The organism is Achromobacter seleniivolatilans, assembly GCF_030864005.1.
Lineage (GTDB): Bacteria > Pseudomonadota > Gammaproteobacteria > Burkholderiales > Burkholderiaceae_B > Achromobacter > Achromobacter seleniivolatilans.
This window is the reverse complement of the sequence record NZ_CP132976.1, coordinates 4227884-4251813: the sequence shown is the minus strand read 5'-3', so window position 1 is coordinate 4251813 and position 23930 is coordinate 4227884. Positions and strand designations below refer to the sequence as shown.

General features: G+C 62.8%; 20 protein-coding genes. 18 read left to right on the top strand and 2 right to left on the bottom strand.

Annotated elements, in window-relative coordinates:
• Positions 1 to 28: 28 nt before the first annotated feature.
• The 12 genes from siaA to RAS12_RS19130 all read left to right on the top strand — a co-directional run bounded on the left by siaA (position 29) and on the right by RAS12_RS19130 (position 14867).
• Positions 29 to 2017, top strand: a complete 1989-nt coding sequence (gene siaA / locus RAS12_RS19185) for a biofilm regulation protein phosphatase SiaA (protein WP_306938112.1) — start codon at positions 29 to 31, stop codon at positions 2015 to 2017.
• A gap of 23 nt (positions 2018 to 2040) precedes the next feature.
• Complete coding sequence (gene siaB / locus RAS12_RS19180; protein WP_306938110.1) at positions 2041 to 2580, top strand: biofilm regulation protein kinase SiaB; 540 nt, start codon at positions 2041 to 2043, stop codon at positions 2578 to 2580.
• Between the two features lie 35 nt (positions 2581 to 2615).
• Positions 2616 to 2993, top strand: a complete 378-nt coding sequence (gene siaC / locus RAS12_RS19175) for a biofilm regulation phosphoprotein SiaC (RefSeq protein WP_306938108.1) — start codon at positions 2616 to 2618, stop codon at positions 2991 to 2993.
• A complete protein-coding gene (gene siaD / locus RAS12_RS19170) occupies positions 2990 to 3787 on the top strand; it encodes a biofilm regulation diguanylate cyclase SiaD (RefSeq protein WP_306938107.1) in 798 nt (265 codons plus the stop codon). The genes siaC and siaD overlap by 4 nt, the downstream gene beginning before the upstream one ends.
• Before the next feature lie 39 nt (positions 3788 to 3826).
• On the top strand, positions 3827 to 6403 hold the full coding sequence (locus RAS12_RS19165; RefSeq protein WP_306938106.1) for a sensor domain-containing protein: 2577 nt from the start codon (positions 3827 to 3829) through the stop codon (positions 6401 to 6403).
• Between the two features lie 634 nt (positions 6404 to 7037).
• Entirely contained in the window at positions 7038 to 9389 is a 2352-nt protein-coding gene (locus tag RAS12_RS19160) for a bifunctional salicylyl-CoA 5-hydroxylase/oxidoreductase (RefSeq protein WP_306938104.1), read from the top strand.
• Positions 9386 to 10177, top strand: a complete 792-nt coding sequence (locus tag RAS12_RS19155) for an SDR family NAD(P)-dependent oxidoreductase (RefSeq protein ID WP_306938103.1) — start codon at positions 9386 to 9388, stop codon at positions 10175 to 10177. The genes RAS12_RS19160 and RAS12_RS19155 overlap by 4 nt, the downstream gene beginning before the upstream one ends.
• A gap of 51 nt (positions 10178 to 10228) precedes the next feature.
• Positions 10229 to 11086: an enoyl-CoA hydratase family protein gene (locus RAS12_RS19150; protein ID WP_306938101.1), complete on the top strand. Its 858-nt coding sequence runs from the start codon at positions 10229 to 10231 to the stop codon at positions 11084 to 11086.
• Between the two features lie 2 nt (positions 11087 to 11088).
• On the top strand, positions 11089 to 12258 hold the full coding sequence (locus RAS12_RS19145) for an acyl-CoA dehydrogenase family protein (protein ID WP_306951519.1): 1170 nt from the start codon (positions 11089 to 11091) through the stop codon (positions 12256 to 12258).
• Between the two features lie 62 nt (positions 12259 to 12320).
• Positions 12321 to 13961 (top strand): AMP-binding protein, encoded by a 1641-nt coding sequence (locus RAS12_RS19140; RefSeq protein ID WP_306938100.1) that lies wholly within the window; start codon positions 12321 to 12323, stop codon positions 13959 to 13961.
• A gap of 21 nt (positions 13962 to 13982) precedes the next feature.
• Positions 13983 to 14429 (top strand): acyl-CoA thioesterase, encoded by a 447-nt coding sequence (locus RAS12_RS19135; RefSeq protein WP_306938099.1) that lies wholly within the window; start codon positions 13983 to 13985, stop codon positions 14427 to 14429.
• A 30-nt stretch (positions 14430 to 14459) separates the two neighbouring features.
• Positions 14460 to 14867 carry a RidA family protein gene (locus RAS12_RS19130; RefSeq protein ID WP_306938098.1) on the top strand — a complete coding sequence of 136 codons (408 nt, stop codon included), beginning with the start codon at positions 14460 to 14462 and terminating at the stop codon, positions 14865 to 14867.
• 154 nt (positions 14868 to 15021) lie between these two features.
• Here the strand turns inward: RAS12_RS19130 and RAS12_RS19125 are convergent, their stop codons facing one another.
• The gene (locus RAS12_RS19125; protein ID WP_306938096.1) at positions 15022 to 16008 is read right to left on the bottom strand and encodes an AraC family transcriptional regulator; all 987 of its coding nucleotides are present in this window, start codon (positions 16006 to 16008) and stop codon (positions 15022 to 15024) included.
• A 288-nt stretch (positions 16009 to 16296) separates the two neighbouring features.
• Here RAS12_RS19125 and RAS12_RS19120 point away from each other — a divergent pair, with 288 nt between their 5' ends.
• From RAS12_RS19120 to RAS12_RS19095, 6 genes are read left to right on the top strand one after another with little or no spacing between them, the layout of a single operon-like run.
• Positions 16297 to 17475 (top strand): ABC transporter substrate-binding protein, encoded by a 1179-nt coding sequence (locus tag RAS12_RS19120; RefSeq protein WP_306938095.1) that lies wholly within the window; start codon positions 16297 to 16299, stop codon positions 17473 to 17475.
• Positions 17476 to 17521: 46 nt separating this feature from the next.
• Positions 17522 to 18766: a dienelactone hydrolase family protein gene (locus tag RAS12_RS19115; RefSeq protein WP_306938094.1), complete on the top strand. Its 1245-nt coding sequence runs from the start codon at positions 17522 to 17524 to the stop codon at positions 18764 to 18766.
• A 9-nt stretch (positions 18767 to 18775) separates the two neighbouring features.
• Positions 18776 to 20119 carry an aromatic ring-hydroxylating dioxygenase subunit alpha gene (locus tag RAS12_RS19110; RefSeq protein ID WP_306938093.1) on the top strand — a complete coding sequence of 448 codons (1344 nt, stop codon included), beginning with the start codon at positions 18776 to 18778 and terminating at the stop codon, positions 20117 to 20119.
• Positions 20110 to 20643, top strand: coding sequence for an aromatic-ring-hydroxylating dioxygenase subunit beta (locus tag RAS12_RS19105; protein ID WP_306938091.1), 534 nt, complete (start codon positions 20110 to 20112; stop codon positions 20641 to 20643). The genes RAS12_RS19110 and RAS12_RS19105 overlap by 10 nt, the downstream gene beginning before the upstream one ends.
• Before the next feature lie 2 nt (positions 20644 to 20645).
• Positions 20646 to 21251: a cysteine hydrolase family protein gene (locus RAS12_RS19100; protein ID WP_306938090.1), complete on the top strand. Its 606-nt coding sequence runs from the start codon at positions 20646 to 20648 to the stop codon at positions 21249 to 21251.
• A gap of 13 nt (positions 21252 to 21264) precedes the next feature.
• Complete coding sequence (locus RAS12_RS19095; protein ID WP_306938089.1) at positions 21265 to 22071, top strand: SDR family oxidoreductase; 807 nt, start codon at positions 21265 to 21267, stop codon at positions 22069 to 22071.
• Between the two features lie 18 nt (positions 22072 to 22089).
• On the opposite strand, the gene RAS12_RS19090 is transcribed toward RAS12_RS19095, so the two are convergent.
• Positions 22090 to 23907 (bottom strand): flagellar assembly protein A, encoded by a 1818-nt coding sequence (locus tag RAS12_RS19090; RefSeq protein WP_306938087.1) that lies wholly within the window; start codon positions 23905 to 23907, stop codon positions 22090 to 22092.
• Between the last annotated feature and the right edge of the window lie 23 nt (positions 23908 to 23930).

Genomic DNA, 23930 nt, shown 5'->3' with positions numbered 1-23930 from the left:
TCTTATCAAGCTGTCAGGAAGACTTCGCATGGCGAAATGGGGTTTGCGCAAAAAATCATTAATGGCGCTGTTGCTGGCGTGCGTGGTCGCCTTGGCGCCCGCCGCGATCATTGGCTGGCTGGTGCTGGACGGGGTAAGAGACCACTTCGGACGGGCATTTGCCGATAACTTCACGCAGTTGAACCGGCAGCGCATTTTGGCCCCGGTGTCGCGCGAACTGGCCCTGTCGTTACGGCTGGCCGACAGCGAAGTCACCCGCCGCTGGCTGCGCAATGAAAGTGATCCGGCTGCTCGCGAATTGTTCTTCCGTGAAGCCGACGGCTATCGCCGGGATTTGTTGGGACGCGCCTATTTCATCGCCAGCGCCGCCAGCGGTCATTACTACTTCAACGACGAAAAGCCGTTGTCCGAGGCGCCCCGGTATACGCTCAGCCCAAGCGCGCCTGACGACGGCTGGTTCTATGCCACGTTGAAAGCGCCCGCTAAATACAACATCAACGTCAATCCTGACTTAAAGCTCAAGACCACGCGCGTCTGGATCAATGCCCAGGTGCGCGACGGCGACAAGGTCATCGGCCTGACTGGCGCGGGTTTGGATGTGGGCGGATTCTTGCGCGAATTCGTCAACAGCGGGCAGCCGGGCGTGACGCCGATCATCATCGACGAGGAAGGCGCCATCCAGGCCCACATGGATGCGTCGCTGATTGCCTATAACTCGGGCGCAGGCGGAGCCGCAGACAGCCGCGGCAAGGTATTCAATCTGCTGGAAGACGCGCAGGGCCGGGACGAACTGCGCTCGGCCATGCACGCGGCCCAGGCTGATCCGCAATCGGTCCAAACCGCCTGGGTCAAGCTGGACGGCACGCGCCAGCTAGTGGCCGTGGCCTATATGCCCGAATTGCACTGGCATGTGCTGACGGTCGTGGATCTGGGCGCCGCTCGGGTGCTGGATACCGGCTGGCTGTGGCCGGCGGGCATCGGTCTGGTGCTGCTGTTTGCCGCCATGCTGCTGTGTTTTGGTTATGCCATTGAACGGCTGATGCTGCGCCCTTTGCGCCGCTTGCAACAGTCTGCCCGCGCCATCGCCGACGGCAGCTACGACGTGCGCCTGCCCCCGGGCGGCCAGGATGAGATCGGCGACTTGAGCCGCGCCTTTGGCGTGATGGCTGACAAAGTGCGCCAGCACACCGCCGAGCTGGAGTCTAAAGTGCGCGAACGCACGTCCGAGTTGGAGGACGCCAACCGGGCCATGGCCGCCGCGCACAAGAAAATCGGCGATTCGATTGACTACGCCAGCCTGATCCAGCGTGCCATCCTGCCGGATCGCCAACTGACGCAGTCCCTGGGCGCGCACCACTTTGTGCTGTGGAAACCGCGCGATGTGGTCGGCGGCGACTTCTACGTATTCCGTTCAGACGGCGGCAACTGCCTGCTGGGCATCATGGATTGCGCGGGCCACGGCGTGCCCGGCGCGCTGATGACCATGCTGGCCCGCGCCGCCATTGACCTGGCCATTACCGAGGTCGGCCCGGGAGACCCCGCAGGCATCCTGACCCGCACGGATAATGCCATCCGCGCAATGCTTGCGGATGCGCAACTGCCCCGGGCTCTGGCCACGAATACCGATGCAGGCCTGGTATATATTGACCGCCAATCGGGCCGCCTGCTGTATGCGGGTGCAAAGATCAGCCTGTATGCAAGTGACGGCAAGACCCTGCGCGAAGTGCCCGGAGGCAAGCGCGCTCTGGGCGACAAGCGCGCCGGGCTTTACGAAAACATAGAGCTGCAGATGGAACCCGGCTGGACCTATTACCTGGCGACCGACGGGTTCCTGGATCAGGCGGGCGGCGAGCACGGATTTGGGTTCGGCAACACGCGTTTTGCGGAAATGCTCAAGAGACACGCGCAGCAGCCGTTAACAGAGCAGGCTGTCGCCTTTACGCAAGCGCTGGCCGAATACCAAGGTGGGCGTCCGCAGCGCGACGACATCACTTTGCTGTCTTTCCGATTCGAATAAACGTTATCAGGGCGGTAACTCCCATGAATGCCTCCGATCTCTACGCGTTAGGTGAACGGTTCAACCAAAACCGCACCCTGCTGTGCTTTAACGGGCCGATATCTCGCAGCCTGATCGAGGAAATTGGCAACGCGCTCAAGAATTACCTGAGCGCCGAACACGTGCGTCCGGCGGAAGCCATGGATGTGTTCTCGGTCTACATCGAGATGATCCAGAACATTCGCCAGTACGCCGCCGCGAGCGGCGACGCCGAAGCAAGCGCCACGGTCGTGATCGGCCGCCGCGACGAAAGCCGCTATGTGGTGTCAGCGGGAAATCTGGTCAAGTCCGATGACGGCCATGCGTTGGTCGCCCGAATTCAGGAGCTGGCTGCGCTGGACAAGGCAGCCCTGAAGGCCGAGTACAAGGCCCAGCTGCACAAGCCCCGTACTCAGGGCGTGGCGTCGGGCGCCGGCCTGGGGCTGATCGATATCGCGCGCCGCGCCGGCGCTCCGCTGGAAGCCAGCCTGACCCCAGCCGCGGAGGAGGGTCGGGCATTCTTCAGCCTGAGCGTCGTGGTCTGAAGGTACGCATTCAAGGATTATTTTCGGAGTAATTGATGAAAGATCTGAACATTCCCGGGACGCAGTCCACGCCTGCCATTACCACGGACGCCGCAGCCGGCGTGCTGGTAATGCGCGGCGACTCCTATCCCGAGAATTCCTTCGAACTGTTCGGCCCCGTGATTGAATGGGTCGAATCCTACTTGCAGGGCCAAGCCGCCCCGTTGAGCCTGGAACTGGAACTGCTGTATCTGAATACCAGCAGTATCAAGTCCGTCATGGACATCTTTGACGTGCTTGAGGCCGCCCATCGCAACGGACGCTCCGTCAGCGTCACCTGGTTCTACGACAAGCGCAACGAGCGCGTTGGGGAACTGGCCGAGGAATTCAAGGAAGACTGCTCCTTTCCGTTCTCGGTGGTTGGCCGCGAATGAAACCCGGCGCCGCCGAACTGGATCGACGCATCACTGAGCTGCTGGCGGACCCGGCCTACGCCGGTCACCCCCTGCGCGAAGCGCTGGATGCGCTTTGGCAGTACACAGCCGAGCAGATGTCGCGCATTGAGCGCGTGACCCAGTTGTCGGACGCCTATCAAAGCATGGCGCACGAGCGCGAACTGGGTCTGTGCGATCAGTTCGACCGGCAATTGCGCCGCCTGAGCCGGATTGCGCGGATATCGGATCACTATCAAAACATGATGCGAGATCTGAATGCCGCACTGGAAGAGACGTCTAGCCGGGACCCGCTGACCAGCTTGCTGAACCGCCGCGCCCTGATGGAAATGATCAAGCAGGAAGTCCAGCGGGCTTCTCGCAGCGGCGAGAGCTTTGTCGTCGCGATGTTGGACGTGGATCACTTCAAGGCGGTCAATGACCAGCACGGTCATGAAACGGGTGACCGCGCACTGGTCGAGCTGGCCGGCGCGTTGGTGCAAAGTCTGCGTGAATACGATCTGTGCGGCCGCTGGGGCGGCGAGGAATTCCTGGTGCTGCTACCCAACACGCAACCCGATGCTGCTCAACACGTGATGGACCGCCTGGTTGGCGCGGTGCGCGGGCTGGCGGTGCAGGCAAGTGACGACGTATTACGGCTGACAGTCAGTATTGGCATGGCGCATCACCAGTTGGGAGAAACCTTCTCCGAAACGCTCAGTCGGGCGGACCAGGCGCTGTATCTGGCCAAGCAAGATGGACGCGACCGCGTCGCGCTTGGCTTTCCAAAGCGCTGAATGAAACCGGAATCGCTGTTTTCCGGTATGGAGCCCCTTATGCTTGATTCTCATGTAAGCGTTTCGAGTGCGGCCCCCGAGGGCGCCGCGTGGCATGCGGGCAATTATCTGGCGTCGATGGATCGGGCGCTGCTGCTGTTCGATTTCGACCCGAATGGCTCGCTGTTGAACGCCAACCCCAATTTTCTGGCCGCCGTGGGTTATACCCGCGAAGAGGCTCAGGCACTAAGCCACGACATGCTGTGCGACAGCATGGACGAAGGCAAGGGCATCGCCAGCGGAGAACGGATCTGGACCCGCTTGCTCCGGGCCGAACACTTCTCGGGCACCTGCCGCTATCGCAAGAAAGATGGCAGGACCTTGTGGATCGAAGCGACCTATATGCCCATGTTGGGCGACGACGGAGAAGTCGCGCGCATTTCGGTCATTTCCCGCAAATCAATCGCGGACGCCGAACGGCAGGAAGAAATCCGCCTGCTGCTGCTAGGCATCAATGAAACCGGCAACGCGGTTGCCGTGTCAGGCTGCGATGGCCGCATTCTGTATGTGAACGACGGCTTTCATCGCATGCTGGGTTTCTCGCGGGGCGATGCCCTGCACCAAGAACTGGGCGAATTGCTGGCCGGCGGCCGGCCGGATGGCGGCACCCGCGAAGAGCTAGGCCGCCGCATTGCCTGCCGCGAGGGTTATCACAAAGATGTGCTGGTCTATGACCGGGGCGGCAAACCGCTGTGGGTATCGGTCATGGCGAACTCGGTGTTCGATGACCGGGGCACGCTCGTCAATATTGTGGATGTGCTGACCGACATCACGCCGACCAAGGTGCACGAGGTGCTGCAACGCCGCGTGTTGCAAGCCATGGTCAACGAGGCCTCGGTGGTCGAGGTCATGAACATGGTGTGCCGCGAGGTCGAACGCCTGGCGCCCGAAGTCGCAGCAACTGTGATGCGCGTCGATGACACGGGCCATTTACGGCCCCTGGCCGCGCCCAGCGTGCCCAGCGCGTTCAGTGATGCGCTGGACGGCTTGCCGATCGGTCCGCAGGCGGGCGCCTGCGGCACGGCCGCATTCCTGGGCCGGCCCGTCATCGTGCCGGATATCGCCACGGACCCCTTGTGGGACGACTACCGCCACCTGCCGCTGCCTGAAGACGTCAAGGCGTGCTGGTCGTCACCCATCAAATCCAGCGACGGCCGGGTGATAGGCACCTTCGGTTTCTATTTCCGCGAACGCCGTCTGCCAGACGATTTTCATCATCGGCTGGTGGATGTATGCGTCTATCTGTGCGCCCTGGCGCTGGAACGCGAGGAAGCCCGCGCCCGCATCCGCCAGTTGGCCTTTTATGACGAGCTTACCGGCCTGCCCAACCGCAACCTGTTGCTGGCTCAAGCCGAGCAGGCCATCGCGCGCGCCGAGCCGGAACGCAAGCGCGTAGCCGTGCTGTTCCTGGACCTGGACCGCTTCAAACAGGTCAACGACACGCTCGGCCACCCCATCGGTGACGCGTTGCTGCGCGACGTGGCGCAGCGCCTGCGCCGGCTGGCGCGGCCCACCGATATCGTGGGCCGCTTGTCCGGCGACGAATTCGTGATGATGATGCCGGACTTCGAACATGGCCGCCTGACCGCAGCCGCCGAGCACATCCTGGTCGCACTGGCCCAGCCGTTCAGTGTCGGCGGCATTACCCTGAACCCGTCGGTCAGCATCGGCATCAGCGTCTTCCCCGAAAACGGGCGCGACATGGACACGCTGCTGCGCCACGCCGACATGGCCATGTACCAGGCCAAGACAGCGGGCCGCAACCGTATCTCTTTCTTCAGCGCCGAGATGAACCGCCAGGCGCAAGAACGCCTGGCCCTCGAAGCCGCCTTGCGCGATGCACTGGAAGCCAAAGCGCTACGCCTGCACTATCAGCCGCAGGTTGGCCTGAAAAACGGCAGTCTGTACGGCGTAGAAGCCCTGGCCCGCTGGCGCCACCCCACCTTGGGCGACATCTCTCCGGTACGCTTTGTACCGCTCGCCGAAGAGTGCGGCCTGATCGGCGACCTGGGCGACTGGGCGCTACGCGAGGCATGTTCACAACTGGCAATCTGGCGCCACAACGGTCTGCGCGTACCGTCGGTATCCGTAAACCTGTCCGCCACCAACTTCCACAACCTGAACCTGCCCCGGATGATCGCCGCCACCCTGGCCGAATTCGGCCTGGCGCCCGCCGACCTGATGCTGGAAATCACCGAAGGCGTAGTCCTAGACGCCACCGCCGGCACCTTGCGCACCATCGCCGAACTGCACCGCCTGGGCGTCAGGTTGTCGATGGATGACTTCGGCACGGGCTACTCCAGCCTGGGCCACCTACGCCGTCTGATCGTCGACGAACTGAAACTAGACCGCAGCTTCGTGCAAGGCCTGGAAAGCGACGACGCCGCCCGCGCCTTGACCAGCGCCGTGATCCGCATCGGCGAAAGCTTGAGCCTGCCAGTAGTCGCCGAAGGCGTAGAGAACGAAGAGCAACGCCGATTCCTGATCGAGCAAGGATGCGCGGCAGGCCAGGGCTTCCTGTTCTCGCCGCCGTTGCCCGCGAAAGATCTGGAAGAGTGGTTACGCGCAAGACCGTAATGGACAGAGGCAAATGAAGATGGCAAAGACCATCTTCATTTTCCCGCCTCATCGAAAGCACTCCTCCAACTGCATCACCCACCCCAAGACGACCGTCACCAAAACCGATGGGCGGCGCGCGGAAGGATCTACATTCAAACGTAGATGCCCAACGCGCGCCGCCCATCGCTTCCCCCCCCACAACGGCGGCGACACTAGCACCGCGCCCCACGCAAGCGCGAAGCGACACCCCCCCGACGCACAAAAACGCGTAAGCCGATAGCGCGCCGCCCGGGCGGCCGCAGAGGCGGGCACCGCAAATCTCGTCAGTAAACGCGAACCTAGCAGCGCGACGGCTTAAGACAGCGAGAGCCCCTCGACGCGGGCGCGAGCAGTCACGGCGCCTGCGGCGAGGGGCGGCCTACGAAGCCACCCCACACCAGCCACGAAGCCACCCCACACCAGCCACGAACCCCACCCACGAAAACCAACAACCCCGTCCCCCATTACCCCCCCCATCTACTAGCTTTCCCTCATTTGCGATCCCTCAACTTCAGGTATATATTTCAAGCCTAAACTATCCAGACCTAAATATCTGCGGCGCCCCGCTCCAGTACCCCGAGCGACTGTCGCGTACCACGGAGCGTATACGGCAATGAAAATAGTCTGCATCGGCGGCGGTCCCGCCGGCCTGTATTTCGGTCTGCTCATGAAATTGCAGAATCCCGCCAACGAAGTCACCGTGGTGGAACGCAACCGCCCCTACGACACCTTTGGCTGGGGCGTGGTGTTCTCGGACGCCACCATGCAGAACCTGCGCGAAGCGGACCCCGTGTCTGCTCAGACCATCGGCGATGCGTTCAACCATTGGGACGACATCGACATCAACTTCAAAGGCCGCAGCATCCGCAGCAGCGGCCACGGCTTCATCGGCATTGGCCGCAAGAAGCTCCTGAACATTTTGCAGGCACGTTGCGAAGACGTCGGCGTAAAGCTGGTGTTTGAAAACTTCGTTCAGGACGATCAGGCAATCGCCCGTGAATACGACGCCGATCTCGTGATTGCGTCCGACGGCATCAACAGCCAGATCCGCACGCGCTACGAAACCACCTTCCACCCCGACATCGACCAGCGCCGTTGCCGCTTTGTGTGGCTGGGCACGAAGAAAGTCTTTGACGCCTTCACGTTTGCCTTCGTGCAGACCGAGCATGGCTGGTTCCAGGCTCACGCCTACCGCTACGAAGACGGCATGTCCACCTTCATCGTGGAAACGCCCGAAGAAACCTGGCAGGCTGCCGGCATCGAGCAGATGAGCCAGGAAGAGGGCATCGCCTATTGCGAAAAGTTGTTCGCGCCCTGGCTGGATGGCAATGCCTTGATCAGCAATGCTTCGCATCTGCGCGGCTCCGCCATCTGGATTCGGTTCCCGCGTGTCATCTGCAACACCTGGGTGCACTGGAACACGCTGGAAACCGCACGTGGCCAACGCCGCGTGCCGGTTGTTCTGATGGGTGACGCCGCCCACACCGCCCACTTCTCCATTGGGTCCGGCACCAAATTGGCGCTTGAGGACTCCATTGAGCTGGCGCGCTGCCTGAGCGGCGCCGAAGGCAGCGTGGAAGCCGGCCTGAAGCACTACGAAGAAGTGCGCAGCGTGGAAGTGCTGAAGATCCAGAACGCCGCCCGCAACTCCACCGAATGGTTTGAAAACGTCGAACGTTATGCCGACCTGGAACCGGAACAGTTCGCCTATTCGCTGCTGACCCGTTCACAACGCATTTCGCACGAAAACCTGCGCCTGCGCGACCCGGCGTGGCTCGAAGGCTTTGAGCGCTGGATCGCCGAGCGCTCGGGCGCCGCCGCTTCCGCGGACCAGCGTCCCGCCATGCCGATGCTGACGCCATATCAGGCGCGCGGCGTGCAGTTGAAGAACCGCATCGTTGTGTCGCCGATGGCCATGTATTCCTGCACCGATGGCGTGCCGGGCGACTTTCACCTGGTGCACTTGGGCGCGCGCGCCATGGGTGGCGCCGGGCTGGTGATGGTGGAAATGACTTGCGTGTCGCCTGACGGCCGCATCACGCCGGGCTGCCCGGGGTTGTGGAACGACGGGCAGCAAGAGGCGTTTGCCCGCATCGTGAATTTTGTGCACGGCAATAGCGACGCCCGCATCGGCGTCCAACTGGGCCATGCCGGCCGCAAGGGCTCCACGCAACTGGGCTGGCAAAAAATCGATCATCCGTTGGCCGAAGGCAATTGGCCGCTGGTGTCGGCTTCGGCCTTGCCTTACATCGAGGGTGTGTCGCAGATGCCGCGCGCCATGACGCGCGCCGATATGGATCAGGTGCGTGACAACTTCGTCGCCGCAGCGCGACGCGCTGCCGAAGCCGGTTTCGACTGGTTGGAACTGCACTGCGCCCACGGCTATCTGCTGTCCAGCTTCATCTCGCCGCTGACCAACCACCGCGAAGACGAATACGGCGGCAGCCTGGAAAACCGCCTGCGTTTCCCGCTGGAAGTCTTCCACGCCGTGCGCGCCGTCTGGCCCGAAGATAAACCCATGTCGGTGCGTATTTCCGCCAGCGACTGGGTTGAAGGCGGCATCACGGCCGATGACGCGGTAGAAATCGCGCGCCACTTCAAGGAAGCAGGCGCCGACATGATCGATTGCTCGTCGGGACAGGTCAGCAAGGAAGAAAAGCCCGTCTACGGCCGCATGTTCCAGACCCCGTTTGCCGACCGCGTGCGCAACGAAGCCGGTATTCCGACCATTGCGGTCGGCGCCATCTTTGAAGCCGACCACGCCAACGGCATCATCGCCTCGGGCCGCGCCGACCTGTGCGCGCTGGCGCGTCCCCATTTGGCTGACGCCTCTTGGACACTACGCGAAGCGGCTCGGGTGGGCTACCGTGATGTGGCGTGGCCGAATCAATACTTCGCCGGCAAGCGCCAACTGGAAACCAACTTTGAACGCGCCGCCGCCATGGCGCAACTGGACGTTAAATGAATACAACCCCGCAACCGCTTGCCGGGCGTCATGCTCTGGTAACGGGCGGCGCGCGCGGCATCGGGCTGGCCAGCGCCCGCGCGCTCTTGCAGCGCGGCGCCCGCGTCACGCTCCTGGGCCGCGATGGCGCGGCGCTGGATGCTGCGGCCGACAGCCTGGCCAGTCTGGGTCAAGTGCAGGCCGTCAGCGCAGACATTGCAGATGAAGCGTCGGTGCGAGCGGCCTTCGCCCAGGCCGAATCTGAGTTCGGGCCGGTGCTGGTATTGGTGAACAACGCGGGTCAGGCCGTCAGCCAGCGCTTTGACCGTACCGATTCCGCGCTGTGGCAGCAAATGATCGCCGTCAACTTGACCGGCACCTTCCACTGCATCCAGGCCGCTTTGCCGGGCATGCTGCAAGCGCAGTGGGGCCGCGTGATCAACGTGGCCAGCACAGCCGGCCTGATCGGCTATGGGTACGTTAGTGCTTACTGCGCTGCAAAGCACGGAGTTATAGGCCTGACTCGATCGCTCGCGCTTGAAACTGCCCAGAAAGGCGTGACCGTCAATGCGGTGTGCCCGGGCTACACCGAGACCGACATCGTGCGCGGCGCGGTGACGAACATTGTGGAAAAAACCGGCATGACGCCGGAAGCCGCCCGCGCCAAGCTGGCCGAACGCAACCCGCAGGGCCGCCTTGTGCAGCCCGAGGAAGTGGCCGAAACGGTGGCTTGGCTGGCGCTGCCAGCGTCGGCGTCCATCAACGGCCAGGCGATAGCGGTAGATGGCGGCGAAGTGATGACCGGCTGATACCGGCGCCGCGCCTGCCCCCCATTCCAGAATTCACGAACAGGAGACACCATGACCACCCAGTCCGAAGAGCACACCATGAAGCACCACAAACGTCCGATGGCCGGTTATCAGGCCAAGACGTTTCTGTGGCAGGTGTCGGCCGACGGCAAGATCGGCACCGTCACCCTGAATCGCCCCGAACGCAAGAACCCGCTGACGTTTGATTCCTACGCCGAGCTGCGCGACCTGTTCCGCTCGCTGGTGTATGCCACCGACGTCAAGGTAGTGGTGGTGACGGGCGCGGGAGGAAACTTCTGCTCGGGTGGCGACGTGCACGAGATCATCGGTCCGCTGACCAAGATGACCATGCCTGAACTCCTGGACTTCACCCGTATGACGGGCGATCTGGTCAAAGCCATGCGCGCATGCCCGCAGCCTATCGTGGCCGCCGTGGACGGTGTGTGCGCTGGCGCAGGCGCCATGGTGGCGCTGGCCTCGGACATGCGTCTGGGCACGCCCGCCGCGCGTACAGCCTTCCTGTTTACGCGGGTCGGGCTGGCGGGCGCCGATATGGGCGCCTGCACCTTGTTGCCGCGCATGATCGGCCAGGGCCGCGCCTCTGAATTGCTGTACACCGGCCGCGCCATGACTGCCGAAGAGGGCGCCAGCTGGGGTTTCTTCAATGCGCTGCATGACTCCGCCAAGCTGGGCGATGCCGCCCAGACGCTGGCCGCGCAATTGGCCGCTGGCCCGACGTTTGCACACGGCGTCACCAAGAAGCTGCTGCATCAGGAATGGAACATGGGTGTGGACGAAGCCATTGAGGCCGAAGCCGAGGCCCAGGCCATTTGCATGCAGACGCGCGACTTCCATCGCGCGTACGAGGCCTTTGTGGCCAAACAGAAGCCCGTGTTCGAGGGGAACTGATGATGCGTGACGCAAGCTGGCTGGACTGGCCCTTTTTTGACGAAACGCACCGCAAACTGGCTCACGACGTTGACGCCTGGTGCGAGAAGTCTCTGGGCAATGTTGACCATCACGACGCCGACGCCGCCTGCAAAAAGCTGGTGAAAGCGATGGGCGAAGCTGGCTGGCTGCGCTACGCGGTTGCGGGCGGCCCTGGCGGCGCCTGGGGCGGCGCGCTGCCCGACGTGGATTCCCGTTCGGTTTGCATTCTGCGCGAAACCCTGGCGCGCCACGAAGGGTTGGCAGACTTCGCGTTTGCCATGCAGGGCCTGGGCAGCGGCGCAATTTCGCTGATGGGTTCCGACGAACTGCGTGAGCGCTACCTGCCACGCGTGTCGCGCGGCGAGGCCATCGCCGCTTTCGCACTGTCTGAACCCGATGCGGGCTCGGACGTGGCTGCGTTGTCGTGCGAAGCCACGCTGGATGGCAACCATTATGTGCTGAACGGCGCCAAAACCTGGATTTCCAATGGCGGCATCGCCGACTTCTACTGCGTGTTCGCTCGTACGGGTGAAGCGCCGGGCGCACGCGGTATCAGCGCTTTTGTGGTGGATGCCGACACTCCAGGATTTGAAGTCAGCGAACGCATCGAGCTGATTGCGCCGCATCCGTTGGCCACGATCACATTCGATAACTGCCGCATTCCGGTATCGCATCGTCTGGGCGATGCCGGCCAGGGGTTCAAGCTGGCCATGATGACGCTGGATATTTTCCGCGCATCGGTGGCCGCGGCCGCGCTGGGTTTTGCGCGCCGCGCGTTGGACGAGGGCCTTGCCCGCGCCAAGTCGCGCCGCATGTTCGGGCAGGCGCTGGCCGACCTGCAACTGACGCAAGCCGCGTTGGGCGACATGGCAACTGCCATCGACGCTTCGGCGCTGTTGACGTACCGCGCCGCGTGGATGCGCGACGTGCAAAAGCTGCGCACCACGCGTGAAGCAGCGATGGCCAAGATGATGGCCACTGAATCGGCGCAGACCGTGATCGACCGCGCATTGCAGATGTTTGGCGGTGCGGGCGTGGTGTCGGGGATGCCGGTGGAGAAGCTTTACAGGGAAATCAGAGCGCTACGTATCTACGAAGGCGCCACCGAAGTCCAGAAGTTGATCATCGCCCGTGAACTGCTGAAGGCGTAGAGAGCCATCGAGCTCTCGTCTTCAGCGACGCAAACCACACAGCACAAGGCAAGGGGAACCACATGGAAGTATCTGCCCACATCGACACGTTTGCCCGGGACAACCTGCCCCCGGGCGATCAATGGCCCGAATTCCTCTTGGACGGCCCCGACGTGGCTTACCCCAAGCGCTTTAATTGCGCCGTTGAATTGGTGGACGCCATGGCCGATCGCGGCTTTGGCGACCGCCCGGCGTTGCGCTGGCTGGAAAACGGCAAGCCTGCGTCGATGACCTATCGCGAGCTGGCCCAACTGACCAACCGCATTGCACGCGTGCTGACCGAGGACATGAAGCTCGTTCCCGGCAACCGCCTGCTGTTGCGCGGGCCGAATAATCCGATGATGGCGGCGTCTTGGCTGGCCGCGATCAAAGCGGGTCTGGTCACCGTGCCGACCATGCCGCTGCTGCGCGCGAAAGAACTCAAGCAGATCATCGAAAAAGCGCAGATCCAGGCCGTGCTGTGCGATGCACGCCTGAAAGAAGAAGCGCAGTTCTGCACCCAGCCCGAGCACGAGCATCATTGCGCCGGCCTGTCTCAAGTCATGTACTTCAATGATGCCGCTCCAGACGCGCTGGATGCCTTGGCGGCAGCCAAGCCGGATACCTATACTGCCTGCGATACGTCCGGCGACGACGTCTGCCTGATCGCTTTCACCAGCGGCACGACGGGTTCGCCCAAGGGCTGCATGCATTTTCACCGCGACGTGCTGGCGATGTGCGATCTGTTTCCCAAGCACGTCATCAAGCCCGGCCCCGACGATATCTTCTGCGGCACGCCGCCATTGGCATTCACGTTCGGATTGGGCGGCCTGCTGTGCTTCCCGCTGCGCGTGGGCGCCAGCACGGTGCTGGCCGAAAGGCTGACGCCGGAAAGCCTCTTGGAACTGATCCAGGATTTCCGCGCCACCATCGTCTTCACGGCCCCGACGTTCTATCGCCAGATGGCGGCGCTGGTTGGCAAGTTTGACCTGTCTTCATTGAAGAAAAGCGTATCGGCAGGCGAAGCCTTGCCAGACGCCACGCGTCAATTGTGGAAGCAGGCCAGCGGCCTTGAAATGATCGACGGCATTGGCGGCACGGAAATGATCCACGTGTTTGTGTCCAGCCCGCCCGAGTCGGTCAAGCGCGGCGCGATCGGCCGTGTGGTGCCGGGTTATGTGGCGCAGGTCGTGGACGATGATATGAATCCCTTGCCTAACGGCACGGTGGGCCGCCTTGCCATCAAGGGCCCGACCGGCTGCCGCTATCTGGCCGACGAGCGCCAGCGCCGCTTTGTGCAAAAGGGCTGGAACCTGCCGGGCGATACCTTCATGCAGGACGATGACGGCTATCTGTATTACCAGGCGCGCAACGACGACATGATCGTATCGGCGGGCTACAACATCGCCGGCCCGGAAGTGGAAGACGCCTTGCTGCGCCATGAGGCCGTGGCCGAGTGCGGCGTGGTGGGCGCGACTGACGATGAACGCGGTCAGGTGGTGAAAGCCTTTGTCGTGCTGAAACCCGGCTTTGAAGCTAGCGATGAACTCGTCACTGCAATGCAGAACTTTGTGAAGGCCAGCATCGCGCCGTACAAGTACCCGCGCGCGATCGAATTCGTGGCGGCGTTGCCCCGTACCGAAACCGGCAAGTTGCAGCGCTTTGCGCTGCGCAAGATGGCTTGAACAAGGCAACAGGAAATCATCATGGCCAACCCTTTCTCAAGCCAGGTCGAAGTCCGGTTCCGTCATTGTGATCCGGCGGGCATTGTTTTCTACCCGCGCTATTTCGAGATGATCAATGACTTTGTCGAGGAGTGGTTCGACAAAGGCATGGGGTTGCCGTTCCATACGCTGCATGTGGACCGGCACATCGGTACGCCCATGGCGTCGGTCACCTGCGATTTCAGCGCGCCCAGCCGTTGGCACGAACGCTTGCACCAGACGCTGGAAGTGCAGCGCATCGGCGGCGCATCGTTCAAGGCGCTGGTGCGCTTTGAAGGGCCGGATGGTCAGTTGCGATTGTCAGCCATGCTGACGATCGTGACGGTGGATTTGCGGACGATGAAGTCCATGCCGCTGCCTGCGGACCTGCGGGAACGCATGCAGGCTTATCTGATTCCTGCGGCTTCTGCCGCAAGAGTCACCCTGTAGTTTGTTTTCTTATAAATAGGATGAGACGTTATGAAGATTCTGCAACCGCCGGATTGGATGGCGCCCCGGGGCTATTCGAATGGTGTGCTTACCGAAATGCAGGTGGGCAGCAAGCTCGTGTTCGTGGGCGGGCAGGTGGGGTGGAATGGTCAGCAGCAGTTCGAAACGGATGATCTGGCAGAGCAGGTGCGCCAGACCTTGTCGAACATTGTTGCCATCTTGGCTGAAGGCGGCGCCAAGCCTGAACACATAGTCCGCATGACTTGGTATGTGACGGACAAGGAAGAATATGTGGCGGCGTATCCCGCCATCGGCAAGCACTACCGCGAGTTCATCGGAAAACACTTTCCGGCGATGACGGCGGTCGAGGTGGCGGATCTGGTAGAAGATCGCGCCAAGGTCGAGATCGAAGTCACCGCAGTGGTGCCAGCGGCTTGATCGCTGGGTTGTACTGAGCACTTGAGGTCGCTGCATTGGCTTTTCAGCCGGCACTTGAAGTTGGTGTGGCGGCCTTTGGTGCTTGGTGTCATTGTTCTGCCTGGGCGCGCGGATTCTTCATCATGAGTCTTGCGCAGAGCGCCATCCGATGCTCTCAACCGCCCGATCGCCGCGTCTCTCGCGGCAATTCTCCAAATCGTTCGCGGTAATACTCCGAGAACCTTCCCAGATGCCCAAATCCCACGCCTAGCGCCACTTCCGTGACGCTGACGGCGGCGTCTGACTTCAGCTGTTGTCTGGCAGTGTCCAGCCGTAGCGCCCGCAGGGCGTTCATCGGCGTGGTATCGCGGTGTTCCTGAAACAGGCGGGTCAGAACCGTGGCGCTGGCGCCGGCGTGGCGGGCGATGTCGGGCAGCGTCAGCGGCGCGGATAAATGTGCACGCATGTAGGACTCGGCCAAGGTCAGGCGGCGCGGCTCGGACGGGGCCGTGCCCGCATGGTGCTGCCAGGTGTTGGGCTGGTTGTAGAGCAGATGCAGGATCAGCGTGTCCTCGATGTGTTCGAGCCATGCGGCCGGAGGCCTGGGCGCGCCGTCATCCAGGGTGGGCAGCAAATGGATCATGCCGGTCACCATGCTGCGCCAGGCGGCGCCGATGGGGTTGTCCAGGCGTAGCGCGGGGCTGAAATCCAGCGGGCGGTCAGCGGCGTCGCCAAAGGCGCGGCGGCCTATGGCTTCCAGCTTGCCCCGGGGAATCTTCAACAGCAGTTGTTCACAGCCCGCTTCCCAGTGCAGCCGCAGGGGCCGGTTGGGGGCGATGACGGCTGCGCAGTCCGGCGTGGCATCGACGCGGTCATCGCCGCATTCAATACAGGCGCGTCCGCGCAGCGGCACCTGCACCAGCATGAAGTCTTGCAAACGGTCGGGCTCAATGTGGACTTCGGCGCCGTAGCGCAGCGTACAGACTGTCAGTGAGCCGAAGCGGCCCCGGTTCAGCTCGGCGTCCACGCGGCCGCTTTTCCAGGTGAGGCGGTGGTCCTTCAGCGCCTCAGAAACACGGGTGAGGGTCTCATCCTGTTGGGTGGAGCTGAACACGCGCCGCTTGAACAAGGGCGCAAGGGTGAGTCGGGACCAGTCTTGCATGGATGCCTCCGGGACGGGAACGCTCCCGTATCTGTGGCCAGAGTAATTTAATCATCAAGGGTTTGGAATTAAGTGAATCCCGGATAAGAGTGACCGTATTCGGATAGAGCCCCAGCACGCGGCGGCCTACTCTAGCCGAGCAGGCCCTGCAGGATTTTCCAAGTCTATTGGAGGGCAGCGCCGCGGCGCGTAAGCTTGGCGGCTTTGACCGGCAGCATGCGTAAACCGACGGCAGACGGTTTCTGTCAGCTTCCGCCAGCATCGCTGACGGACAAAACGGGGTGGCTCATGAATCGACATCTTTGGAGCCGGCGCGCGCTGGCAGCGCTGGTTTGCATGACAGCCGCGGCAAGCGCCACGGCAGCTGACAAGATCAAGGTGGGCTTGCTGACGACGCTATCCGGACCGGGTTCGGCGTTGGGTAATGAGATTCGCGATGGCTTCAATCTTGCGCTGCAACATACCGGCGGCAAGCTGGGCGGACTGACGGCGGAAGTGGTCGTGGCCGATGACCAGCAAAAAGCGGACACAGGCCGTCAGGCGGTTGAACGCCTGCTCAAGCGCGACAAGGTCGACGTGATGACGGGCATCGTATTTTCAAATGTGCTGCTGCCTGTGATGCCGGCCATTTTGCAATCGGGCACGATCTATCTCAGCACCAATACGGGCCCGGAAAACTACGCCGGCGCGGGCTGTAATCCCAACTTTTTTGCGGTGGCCTGGCAGAACGAAGATATTCCCGCCGCCATGGGCAAGTATGCCGCCGACCAGGGTTACAAGAGCGTCGCCCTGATTGCGCCGGACTATCCGGGCGGACGCGAGTCGCTCAATGGTTTCAAGCGTCTGTACAAAGGCGGGCTCTCTGAAGAGATCTACACCCAGCTGGGCCAATTGGACTATGGCGTCGAGATCACGCGGCTGCGGGCCAGCAAACCCGATGCCGTGTTCTTCTTTCTGCCCGGCGGTATGGGCGTGAACTTCATCAAGCAGTTCAACGGCGCGGGTCTTTCCAAAGACATCGCGTTGCTGGCGCCGGGTTTCTCTGGCGACGAAGACACGATCGCGGCGGTGGGCGCGCCGATCGCGGGCTTGCGCAATACGTCGCAATGGGCGGCCGATCTGGACAACCCGGCCAATCGCAAGTTTGTCGAAGACTTCAAGAAAACCTACAACCGCAGCCCGACCTTGTATGCCTCGCAAGGATATGACGCCGCCATGCTGCTGGATAGCGCGGTGCGCAAAACAGGCGGCAAGCTGGAAGCCGACGCCTTGCGTCCGGCCTTGCGGCAGGCGGACTTCAAGTCGGTGCGTGGTGACTTCAAATTCAACCGCAATCAATACCCGGTCCAGAACTACTACCTGCGCATTATCGAAGCGGGCGCAGGCGGAAAGCTCGTCAACAAGCTGTCGGGCACGGTGCTGACGCAGTACCAGGACCCGTTCGCTGCCGCCTGCCAGATGAAGTAAGGCGGCCCGCAGCCAGCATCACGCTGTACGCATCAAGGAGAGACGCATGACTCAGAACATTTCGACGCGCCAGGTTCAGGTGGCCTCGCACGATGGCAAGTCTTTTGGCGCTTATCTGGCAGTGCCCGCCAGCGGCCACGGCCCCGGGCTGGTGCTGTGCCAGGAGATCTTTGGCGTCAACGACGTAATGCGCCGTGCGGCGCAATTGTTGGCAGAAGAAGGGTATGTGGTGCTGGTGCCCGATCTGTTCTGGCGCCAGGAACCCGGCATTCAACTGACGGACGGCCCCGCAGACATGCCGCGCGCCTTCGCGTTGTACCAGGGGTTTGATCTGGAACTGGGCATGCGCGACATTGCCTCCACGATTGCCGCCCTGCGCGAATTGCCCGAGCAGCAGGGCGGGGTGGGCGTTGTGGGTTACTGCCTGGGCGGCAAGCTGGCGTATCTGGCTGCTTGCCGTACCGATGTGGACGTGGCCGTGGGTTACTACGGCGTGGGCATCGAAGACAGCCTGGAAGAAGCATCCAAGCTGCGCGGCCGTCTGGTGCTGCACATTGCCGAGCAGGATGGCTTCTGTCCGCCAGCGGCGCGTCAGCGCATTCTGGAAACGCTGGGTGGCAAGCCGGGCGTTGAGCTCTATGTCTATCCGGGTATGGAACATGCGTTTGCGCGCACCGGCGGCGATCACTACGACAAGCCTGCTGCGTTGATGGCGCACCAGCGCAGCATGGCTGCCTTGCAGCGCGCGATTGGTCCGGAGTTCGACTATTCCTATTTGTGGGACAAGCACTGCGAATACGAATTCGGCACGCGCGACGTAGCCGCGACGATGGCCACGATGGTGGCCGAGCCCTATGTCAATCACATCCCCACCATGACGGGCGGCGTGGGCCACAAGGAACTGTCCCGCTTCTACCAGCATCATTTCGTCAACAGCAATCCGCCGGACACGCGCCTGATTCCGCTGTCGCGCACGGTCGGCGCCACGCAGATCGTGGACGAACTGCTGTTCTGCTTTACCCACACCACCGAGATCGACTGGCTGCTGCCAGGGGTGGCGCCCACCGGACGTACCGTGGAAATTCCGCTGGTCGCCATCGTGAAGTTCCGCGGCGACAAGCTCTACCACGAGCACATCTATTGGGATCAGGCCAGCGTGCTGGTGCAGGTGGGTCTGCTGGACCCCAAGGGGCTGCCCGTGGCTGGCCGCGAAACCGCGGCCAAGCTGCTGGATGAAACCCTGCCGTCCAACACGCTGATGGCGCGTTGGCAAACCAGCGCGAACAAGTAAGAGGCCGATATGTCGTACACCGAAGAGCAACTGGCCGCGATGGTGCGCGGCGACAGCGTGCATCGTGGCGTCTACACCGATCCTGCCATTTTCGACCTGGAGATGCAGCGTATCTACGGGCGCGCCTGGGTCTATGTCGGGCATGAAAGCCAGGTGCCCAAGACAGGCGACTATCACACCACCCGCGTGGGCGACCAGGACGTGCTGATGGTGCGCGCCGCCGATGGCAACGTGCACGTGCTGTACAACCGCTGCCCGCACAAGGGCGCGAAATTGGTCGCCGATGGCGAGGGCTGTGTGGGCAAGTTCTTCCGTTGCCCGTATCACGCCTGGACATTCAAGCTGGACGGCAGCCATCTTGGCGTGCCGCTCAAGCAGGGCTTGGAAGGCACGTCCTACGATCCCGCTGATCCGTCATTTTCAATGCGGCGTCTGGCCCGGGTGGATGCCTATCGCGGCTTTGTGTTTGCCAGCCAGTCCAAGGAGGGTCCTGCGCTTGTGGACTTTCTGGGCGGGGTGCGCTCGTCCATCGACAATCTGTGCGACCGCTCGCCAGTCGGCGAGGTCGAAGTCGCCGGCGGCATTTTCCGCGTCATGCAGCGGTCAAACTGGAAGGTTTTCTACGAGAACCTGCACGACACCATGCACGCCCGAGTCACGCACGAGTCCTCTTACGCCGCCGCGCGCGACGAAGCCAAAGAGATGGGCGAAATGCCGCTGGAGCTGCACATCATGGACGGCAACGGCGAGCCCTATGAGTTCTGGGAAAAGCTGGAACTGCGCGCCTATGACAACGGCCACGGCTACATGGAAGGCATCTTCAACCCAGGCGCTGCCGAGCGCGATCCGGTGTCGCGGGCGCATTTCGATACGCTGACCACAGCCTATGGCGAAGAGCGTGCCCGCGAAATCCTGGGCATGAACCGCCACAACACGGTCATCTACGGCAGCGGGTCGCCGCATACCGTGTTTCAGCAGTTCCGCGTGATCCGCCCGATCGCGGTGGACCGTACGCTGATCGAAATTCAGACCTTCCGCTGCAAGGGCGCGCCGGATGGCGTGTTCAAGCGCGCCATGATGTATGCCAACGTGATCAACTCGCCGTCGTCTAACGTCATGCCGGACGATATCGAGCTCTATAACCGCTGCCAGGAAGGCAACGCCACCCGCGGCGGAGAATGGGTCAGCATGCACCGCTACCACGGCAGCGACCGCAGTGATGCGGATGGCATGGTGTCCGTCAACGGCACCAGTGAACTTCCCATGCGCAATCAATTCCGCGCCTGGAAAACCTATATGGAAGCTGGCGCGACTGCCGCCGGAGCCGCAACGGGAGACAGCACATGTTGCTAGACCTGGATTTTGACGTAAGCACGACTGGCCTGTCTCCGGCAGATGTGCCGGCCGATACCTACCACCGCATCGCCCAGTTTCTGTACCGCGAGGCGTGTCTGCTGGACGAGCGCCGCTACGATGATTGGCAGTCGTTGTGGACCTCTGACGGTATGTATTGGATGCCGAGGGTCGTGGGGCAGCAGAGCCCTTTCGATCATATCTCTCTGTTCTGGGAAGACCGGATGTTGCGCGACGTACGCATCCGGCGTCTGGAGCATCCCCGCAACTGGTCGCAGCAGCCGCCGACGCGCAGCGTGCGTCTGGTGGGGGGCGTCCAGGTCGAAGGCGTGGACGCGGGCGGCAACCTGGTGGTGCATTCCGTGTTTCAGATGACGGAGTGGCGCAAGCGTCAGCCGCGTCAGCTGGCTGGCCGCTACACACATAAACTGGCCGCTGAGGGTGACAGCTGGCGCATCCGTATGAAACGCGTAGACCTCGTGAATTGCGACGATGCGCATGACGTGTTCGAGGTGTTCGTTTGATCATGCCGGACGTCGCGGTGCTGGCGCTGCACTATCAAAATGATGTGCTGCATCCAGATGGCAAGATCCGTGTCGGGCTGGACGCCGACAGCGGGGCGCGCCAACGGTTGCTGGACAATGCCGCGGCGCTGTTGGACGGCGCGCGGGCGCAGGCGTTGCCCATCGTGCATGTGCGCATCGCTTTCCGCCCGGACTACGCGGATCTTCTGGCCAACTGCGCGATTTTTCGCAATGTGGCCACGATAGGCGCGGTACCCGAAGGACAGTGGGGCAGCGCCTTCTACGAAGGCCTGCAACCGCTGGCCGGCAGTTCGCGGGAGTTCGTGGTCAAGCACACCCGCATCAGCGCCTTTTACGGCACGCCGCTGGAAGAGACGCTGCGGGTTATCGGCGCCCGCCGGCTGATCGTCGCGGGGGTGGCGACGCATTCCGTCGTTGAGGGAACGGTGCGTCACGCCGCCGATATTGGTTTTGATGTCATGGTGGCTGCCGACGCCTGTGCTTCCGCCGATTTGGCGGTGCACGAGGCGTCCTTGGCCAGCATGCGATTGATTGCACAAACCGGCACGGTGGCGGAAGCTGTGCGCTGGGCCGCCGCGCCGCATTGATCAAGGATGTTCCATGGATTTTTCAGGCTTTCCCGGCTTGGCCGGCAAGACCGCCATCGTCACGGGCAGTACGCAGGGATTGGGCGCGGACATTGCGCGCGGTTTGGCTGCGGCCGGCGCCAATGTGGTGCTGGTGGGCCGCAACGCGCAGGCGGGTCAGTCGTTGGAGCAGGAACTGGGTGGCAACGCGCTGTATTGCGAAACCGACATCGGCCAGGACAGCCAGATACAGCGCTGCATCGACGCTGCTCTGGCGCGGTTTGGCCGCCTGGACATCCTGGTTAATAACGCCTGCCAGTACACCGATCGCGGGCTGGCGTCTTCACGTGAGGAGTGGCACAGCACCCTGGACACCAATCTGGTGTCGGCCGCCATTTTCACGCAGCTGGCGGCGGGGCATTTGCAGCGGGGCGGGGTAGTCGTGAACATGGGCAGCACGGGCGGCAAGTTCGGCGCGGCCGGGCGGGCGCTGTATCCCGCGTCCAAAGCGGCGATGTTGCAGATCACCAAGAATTTCGCGGTGGAGTTGGCGCCAGCGGGCGTTCGGGTATTGGCGGTGTCGCCTGCCTGGACCTGGTCGCCGTCGGTTGAGCAGCTATCAGGCGGATCGCGTCAGGCGGCAGACGCCGTGGGCGCGCACTTCCACCCGCTGGGCCGGGTCGGGTCGGGCGATGAAATCGCTGCTGCCGTGTGCTTTGCGTGTTCGGATGCCGCGTCGTGGATGACCGGCGTGGATATCCCGGTGGACGGCGGATTTTCCATCTTGGGGCCAGACCGCGGGATTTCACCGCGAGTCTGGTTTAAAGAGCTGGCGCCTTGATAGCGCCAGCGGCCCGCGTCAGCGGATGACGATCTCGCCTTCTTCCAGACCGGCTTTACCGCCCACCTGATCTTCCAGGAATTCCTGCATCTTGTTGCCCAGCTGAATCTTCACGCCGCTGCAAAAGCGCCGAGTCGCGGCGATGGTGGCGGTGTGCAGGGGTTGCAGGTCCCGGATCAGCTGGGCTTCTTCTGTTTCCAGCGCCAGCAGTTCGGCAACGAGCTTGGTGTGGGTGTTGCGGGCGCGCTCCACCACGTCGCCAGGCGCCCGTTGCGGGTTGGCCTGCAGGAACATCAGCAGTTGTTCCAGCTTGGACTTTTCCTCGTTCATTTTCAAACGTTTGCGCGTCAGAGCCGAACGCTTGATGTCCGCATGCGGGTCCAGGCCAGCCTGGACCAGCGTGGGTATGCCCGACGGCGATCCGATGGTGCCCGCGCGCACGGCGTTCAAGGCGCGCGTCTGGCCGCCCGTAATGGCGCTTTGCTGGGTGTTGGGCGGACCCACATTGATGCTGCCGCCGGCTGCGATGCTGCTTTGGCGGATTTCGCGTTCGACATCAATATCCAGGCCGGCGCTGATGATCGCGTTTTCAATGAACTTGGCTTTCAGCGCGCCGCCACAGACGATATGGGCAGTGCGCGCGGTAGCGGCGGAGTCTTGCAGCGCGTCGGCCATGCCGATGATGCCGCCCTTGACCGTCACACTGCCGCCGGCTTCCACCAGCGCGGCTTCGATGGTGCCGTTGACGACAACGTCGCCAGTCACGCGGACTTCCATCGTGGCGGCGATGTCGCCACGAACCTGCAACGACCCTTCAAAGGTGATGTTGCCGGTGGACAGATTCACGGCGTCAACTTCGACCACCGGATTGACCTGCACTCCCTGGTTGATCAGGGTGGGCGTACCTGAGATCGCTGCGCGCAGCAGCAATGGATCTTCGGGGTCTACCGCCACCCCCGACAAATCCATGGCGAAGGGCACGTCCGGCAACTCGTCCGGCAGGATGGCTTCGCCCAGCACGTTGGCGCCGTCCACCCCGGGTAGCGGCGGAATGCGGCGCATCAGCGGCGTGCCGGGCGTGACCAGCAACAGGCTGCCCAGGTCGCGGTAGTCCACTTGCGCCAGTTCGTCGATTTCCTGGGCGCGGGGCTTGAGCCGGTCCAGCAGGCTTTCAAAGCGGGTGGGGGTGCCGCGCGTGGGCGGGGTGCCCTGGGCGATCAGCACGGCTTCGCGGCGGCCCTGTTCCACGGTATCGGCCAGTTCCTTTTCCAGCACGCCATGCACGATGCCGCGGTCCGTCAATGCTTGGCGCAACTCGTCCAGGGTGACTGGCTTGCCGCCTTTGGGCGGATGCAAGACCAGCAGCGCGGCCATGCGGGAAGGGTCCAGGTCCAGCTCGAATGAGCCATCCACCACTTGGCCGACGGCGGCCATCACAGGTTCGCGAGCCGTGCGGCAACGGTCGATAAAGCCCAGGATGGCATGGCTGTCCAGAGCCTCGGCGCTCCAACCCTGCGCCACGGCGGAAGCGGTCAGCGCGTCCCAGCTGGGCAGGTCGGGGTTGATGTAAGGCGCGGCAGCGGCAGCTTCTGCGCTGTCCACAGCGACGGCGGTGTCGCCGTCTTGCTCGGAGTCGTGTTCGGTGACGGGCGCTGCGCTCTGGGAGGGGGCGGCTGCGTCGGTTGCGGAGGCGTCATCGCTGGCCGCTTGCGCGTCAGCCGTGCCCGCAACGGGTGCCGGATCATCGGTATCGGGACGTGGAGGCGGCGTGTAAATGGCCGTCAGGACGTTGGTATTGGCATCCAGCACCAGCTGGAGCGTGTTTTCTGCGCCCATCTACGCCTCCTGCCTGGCACGAG

Excerpts from the sequence above, each read along its gene's own strand:
- siaC (WP_306938108.1), top strand. The coding sequence starts at position 2,616 with ATGAAAGATCTGAACATTCCCGGGACGCAGTCCACGCCTGCCATTACC.
- siaB (WP_306938110.1), top strand. The coding sequence starts at position 2,041 with ATGAATGCCTCCGATCTCTACGCGTTAGGTGAACGGTTCAACCAAAAC.
- RAS12_RS19150 (WP_306938101.1), top strand. The coding sequence starts at position 10,229 with ATGACCACCCAGTCCGAAGAGCACACCATGAAGCACCACAAACGTCCG.
- RAS12_RS19140 (WP_306938100.1), top strand. The coding sequence starts at position 12,321 with ATGGAAGTATCTGCCCACATCGACACGTTTGCCCGGGACAACCTGCCC.
- RAS12_RS19145 (WP_306951519.1), top strand. The coding sequence starts at position 11,089 with ATGCGTGACGCAAGCTGGCTGGACTGGCCCTTTTTTGACGAAACGCAC.
- RAS12_RS19155 (WP_306938103.1), top strand. The coding sequence starts at position 9,386 with ATGAATACAACCCCGCAACCGCTTGCCGGGCGTCATGCTCTGGTAACG.
- RAS12_RS19135 (WP_306938099.1), top strand. The coding sequence starts at position 13,983 with ATGGCCAACCCTTTCTCAAGCCAGGTCGAAGTCCGGTTCCGTCATTGT.
- RAS12_RS19090 (WP_306938087.1), bottom strand. The coding sequence starts at position 23,907 with ATGGGCGCAGAAAACACGCTCCAGCTGGTGCTGGATGCCAATACCAAC.
- RAS12_RS19160 (WP_306938104.1), top strand. The coding sequence starts at position 7,038 with ATGAAAATAGTCTGCATCGGCGGCGGTCCCGCCGGCCTGTATTTCGGT.
- RAS12_RS19130 (WP_306938098.1), top strand. The coding sequence starts at position 14,460 with ATGAAGATTCTGCAACCGCCGGATTGGATGGCGCCCCGGGGCTATTCG.
- siaD (WP_306938107.1), top strand. The coding sequence starts at position 2,990 with ATGAAACCCGGCGCCGCCGAACTGGATCGACGCATCACTGAGCTGCTG.
- RAS12_RS19110 (WP_306938093.1), top strand. The coding sequence starts at position 18,776 with ATGTCGTACACCGAAGAGCAACTGGCCGCGATGGTGCGCGGCGACAGC.
- RAS12_RS19100 (WP_306938090.1), top strand. The coding sequence starts at position 20,646 with ATGCCGGACGTCGCGGTGCTGGCGCTGCACTATCAAAATGATGTGCTG.
- siaA (WP_306938112.1), top strand. The coding sequence starts at position 29 with ATGGCGAAATGGGGTTTGCGCAAAAAATCATTAATGGCGCTGTTGCTG.
- RAS12_RS19125 (WP_306938096.1), bottom strand. The coding sequence starts at position 16,008 with ATGCAAGACTGGTCCCGACTCACCCTTGCGCCCTTGTTCAAGCGGCGC.
- RAS12_RS19120 (WP_306938095.1), top strand. The coding sequence starts at position 16,297 with ATGAATCGACATCTTTGGAGCCGGCGCGCGCTGGCAGCGCTGGTTTGC.
- RAS12_RS19105 (WP_306938091.1), top strand. The coding sequence starts at position 20,110 with ATGTTGCTAGACCTGGATTTTGACGTAAGCACGACTGGCCTGTCTCCG.
- RAS12_RS19095 (WP_306938089.1), top strand. The coding sequence starts at position 21,265 with ATGGATTTTTCAGGCTTTCCCGGCTTGGCCGGCAAGACCGCCATCGTC.
- RAS12_RS19115 (WP_306938094.1), top strand. The coding sequence starts at position 17,522 with ATGACTCAGAACATTTCGACGCGCCAGGTTCAGGTGGCCTCGCACGAT.
- RAS12_RS19165 (WP_306938106.1), top strand. The coding sequence starts at position 3,827 with ATGCTTGATTCTCATGTAAGCGTTTCGAGTGCGGCCCCCGAGGGCGCC.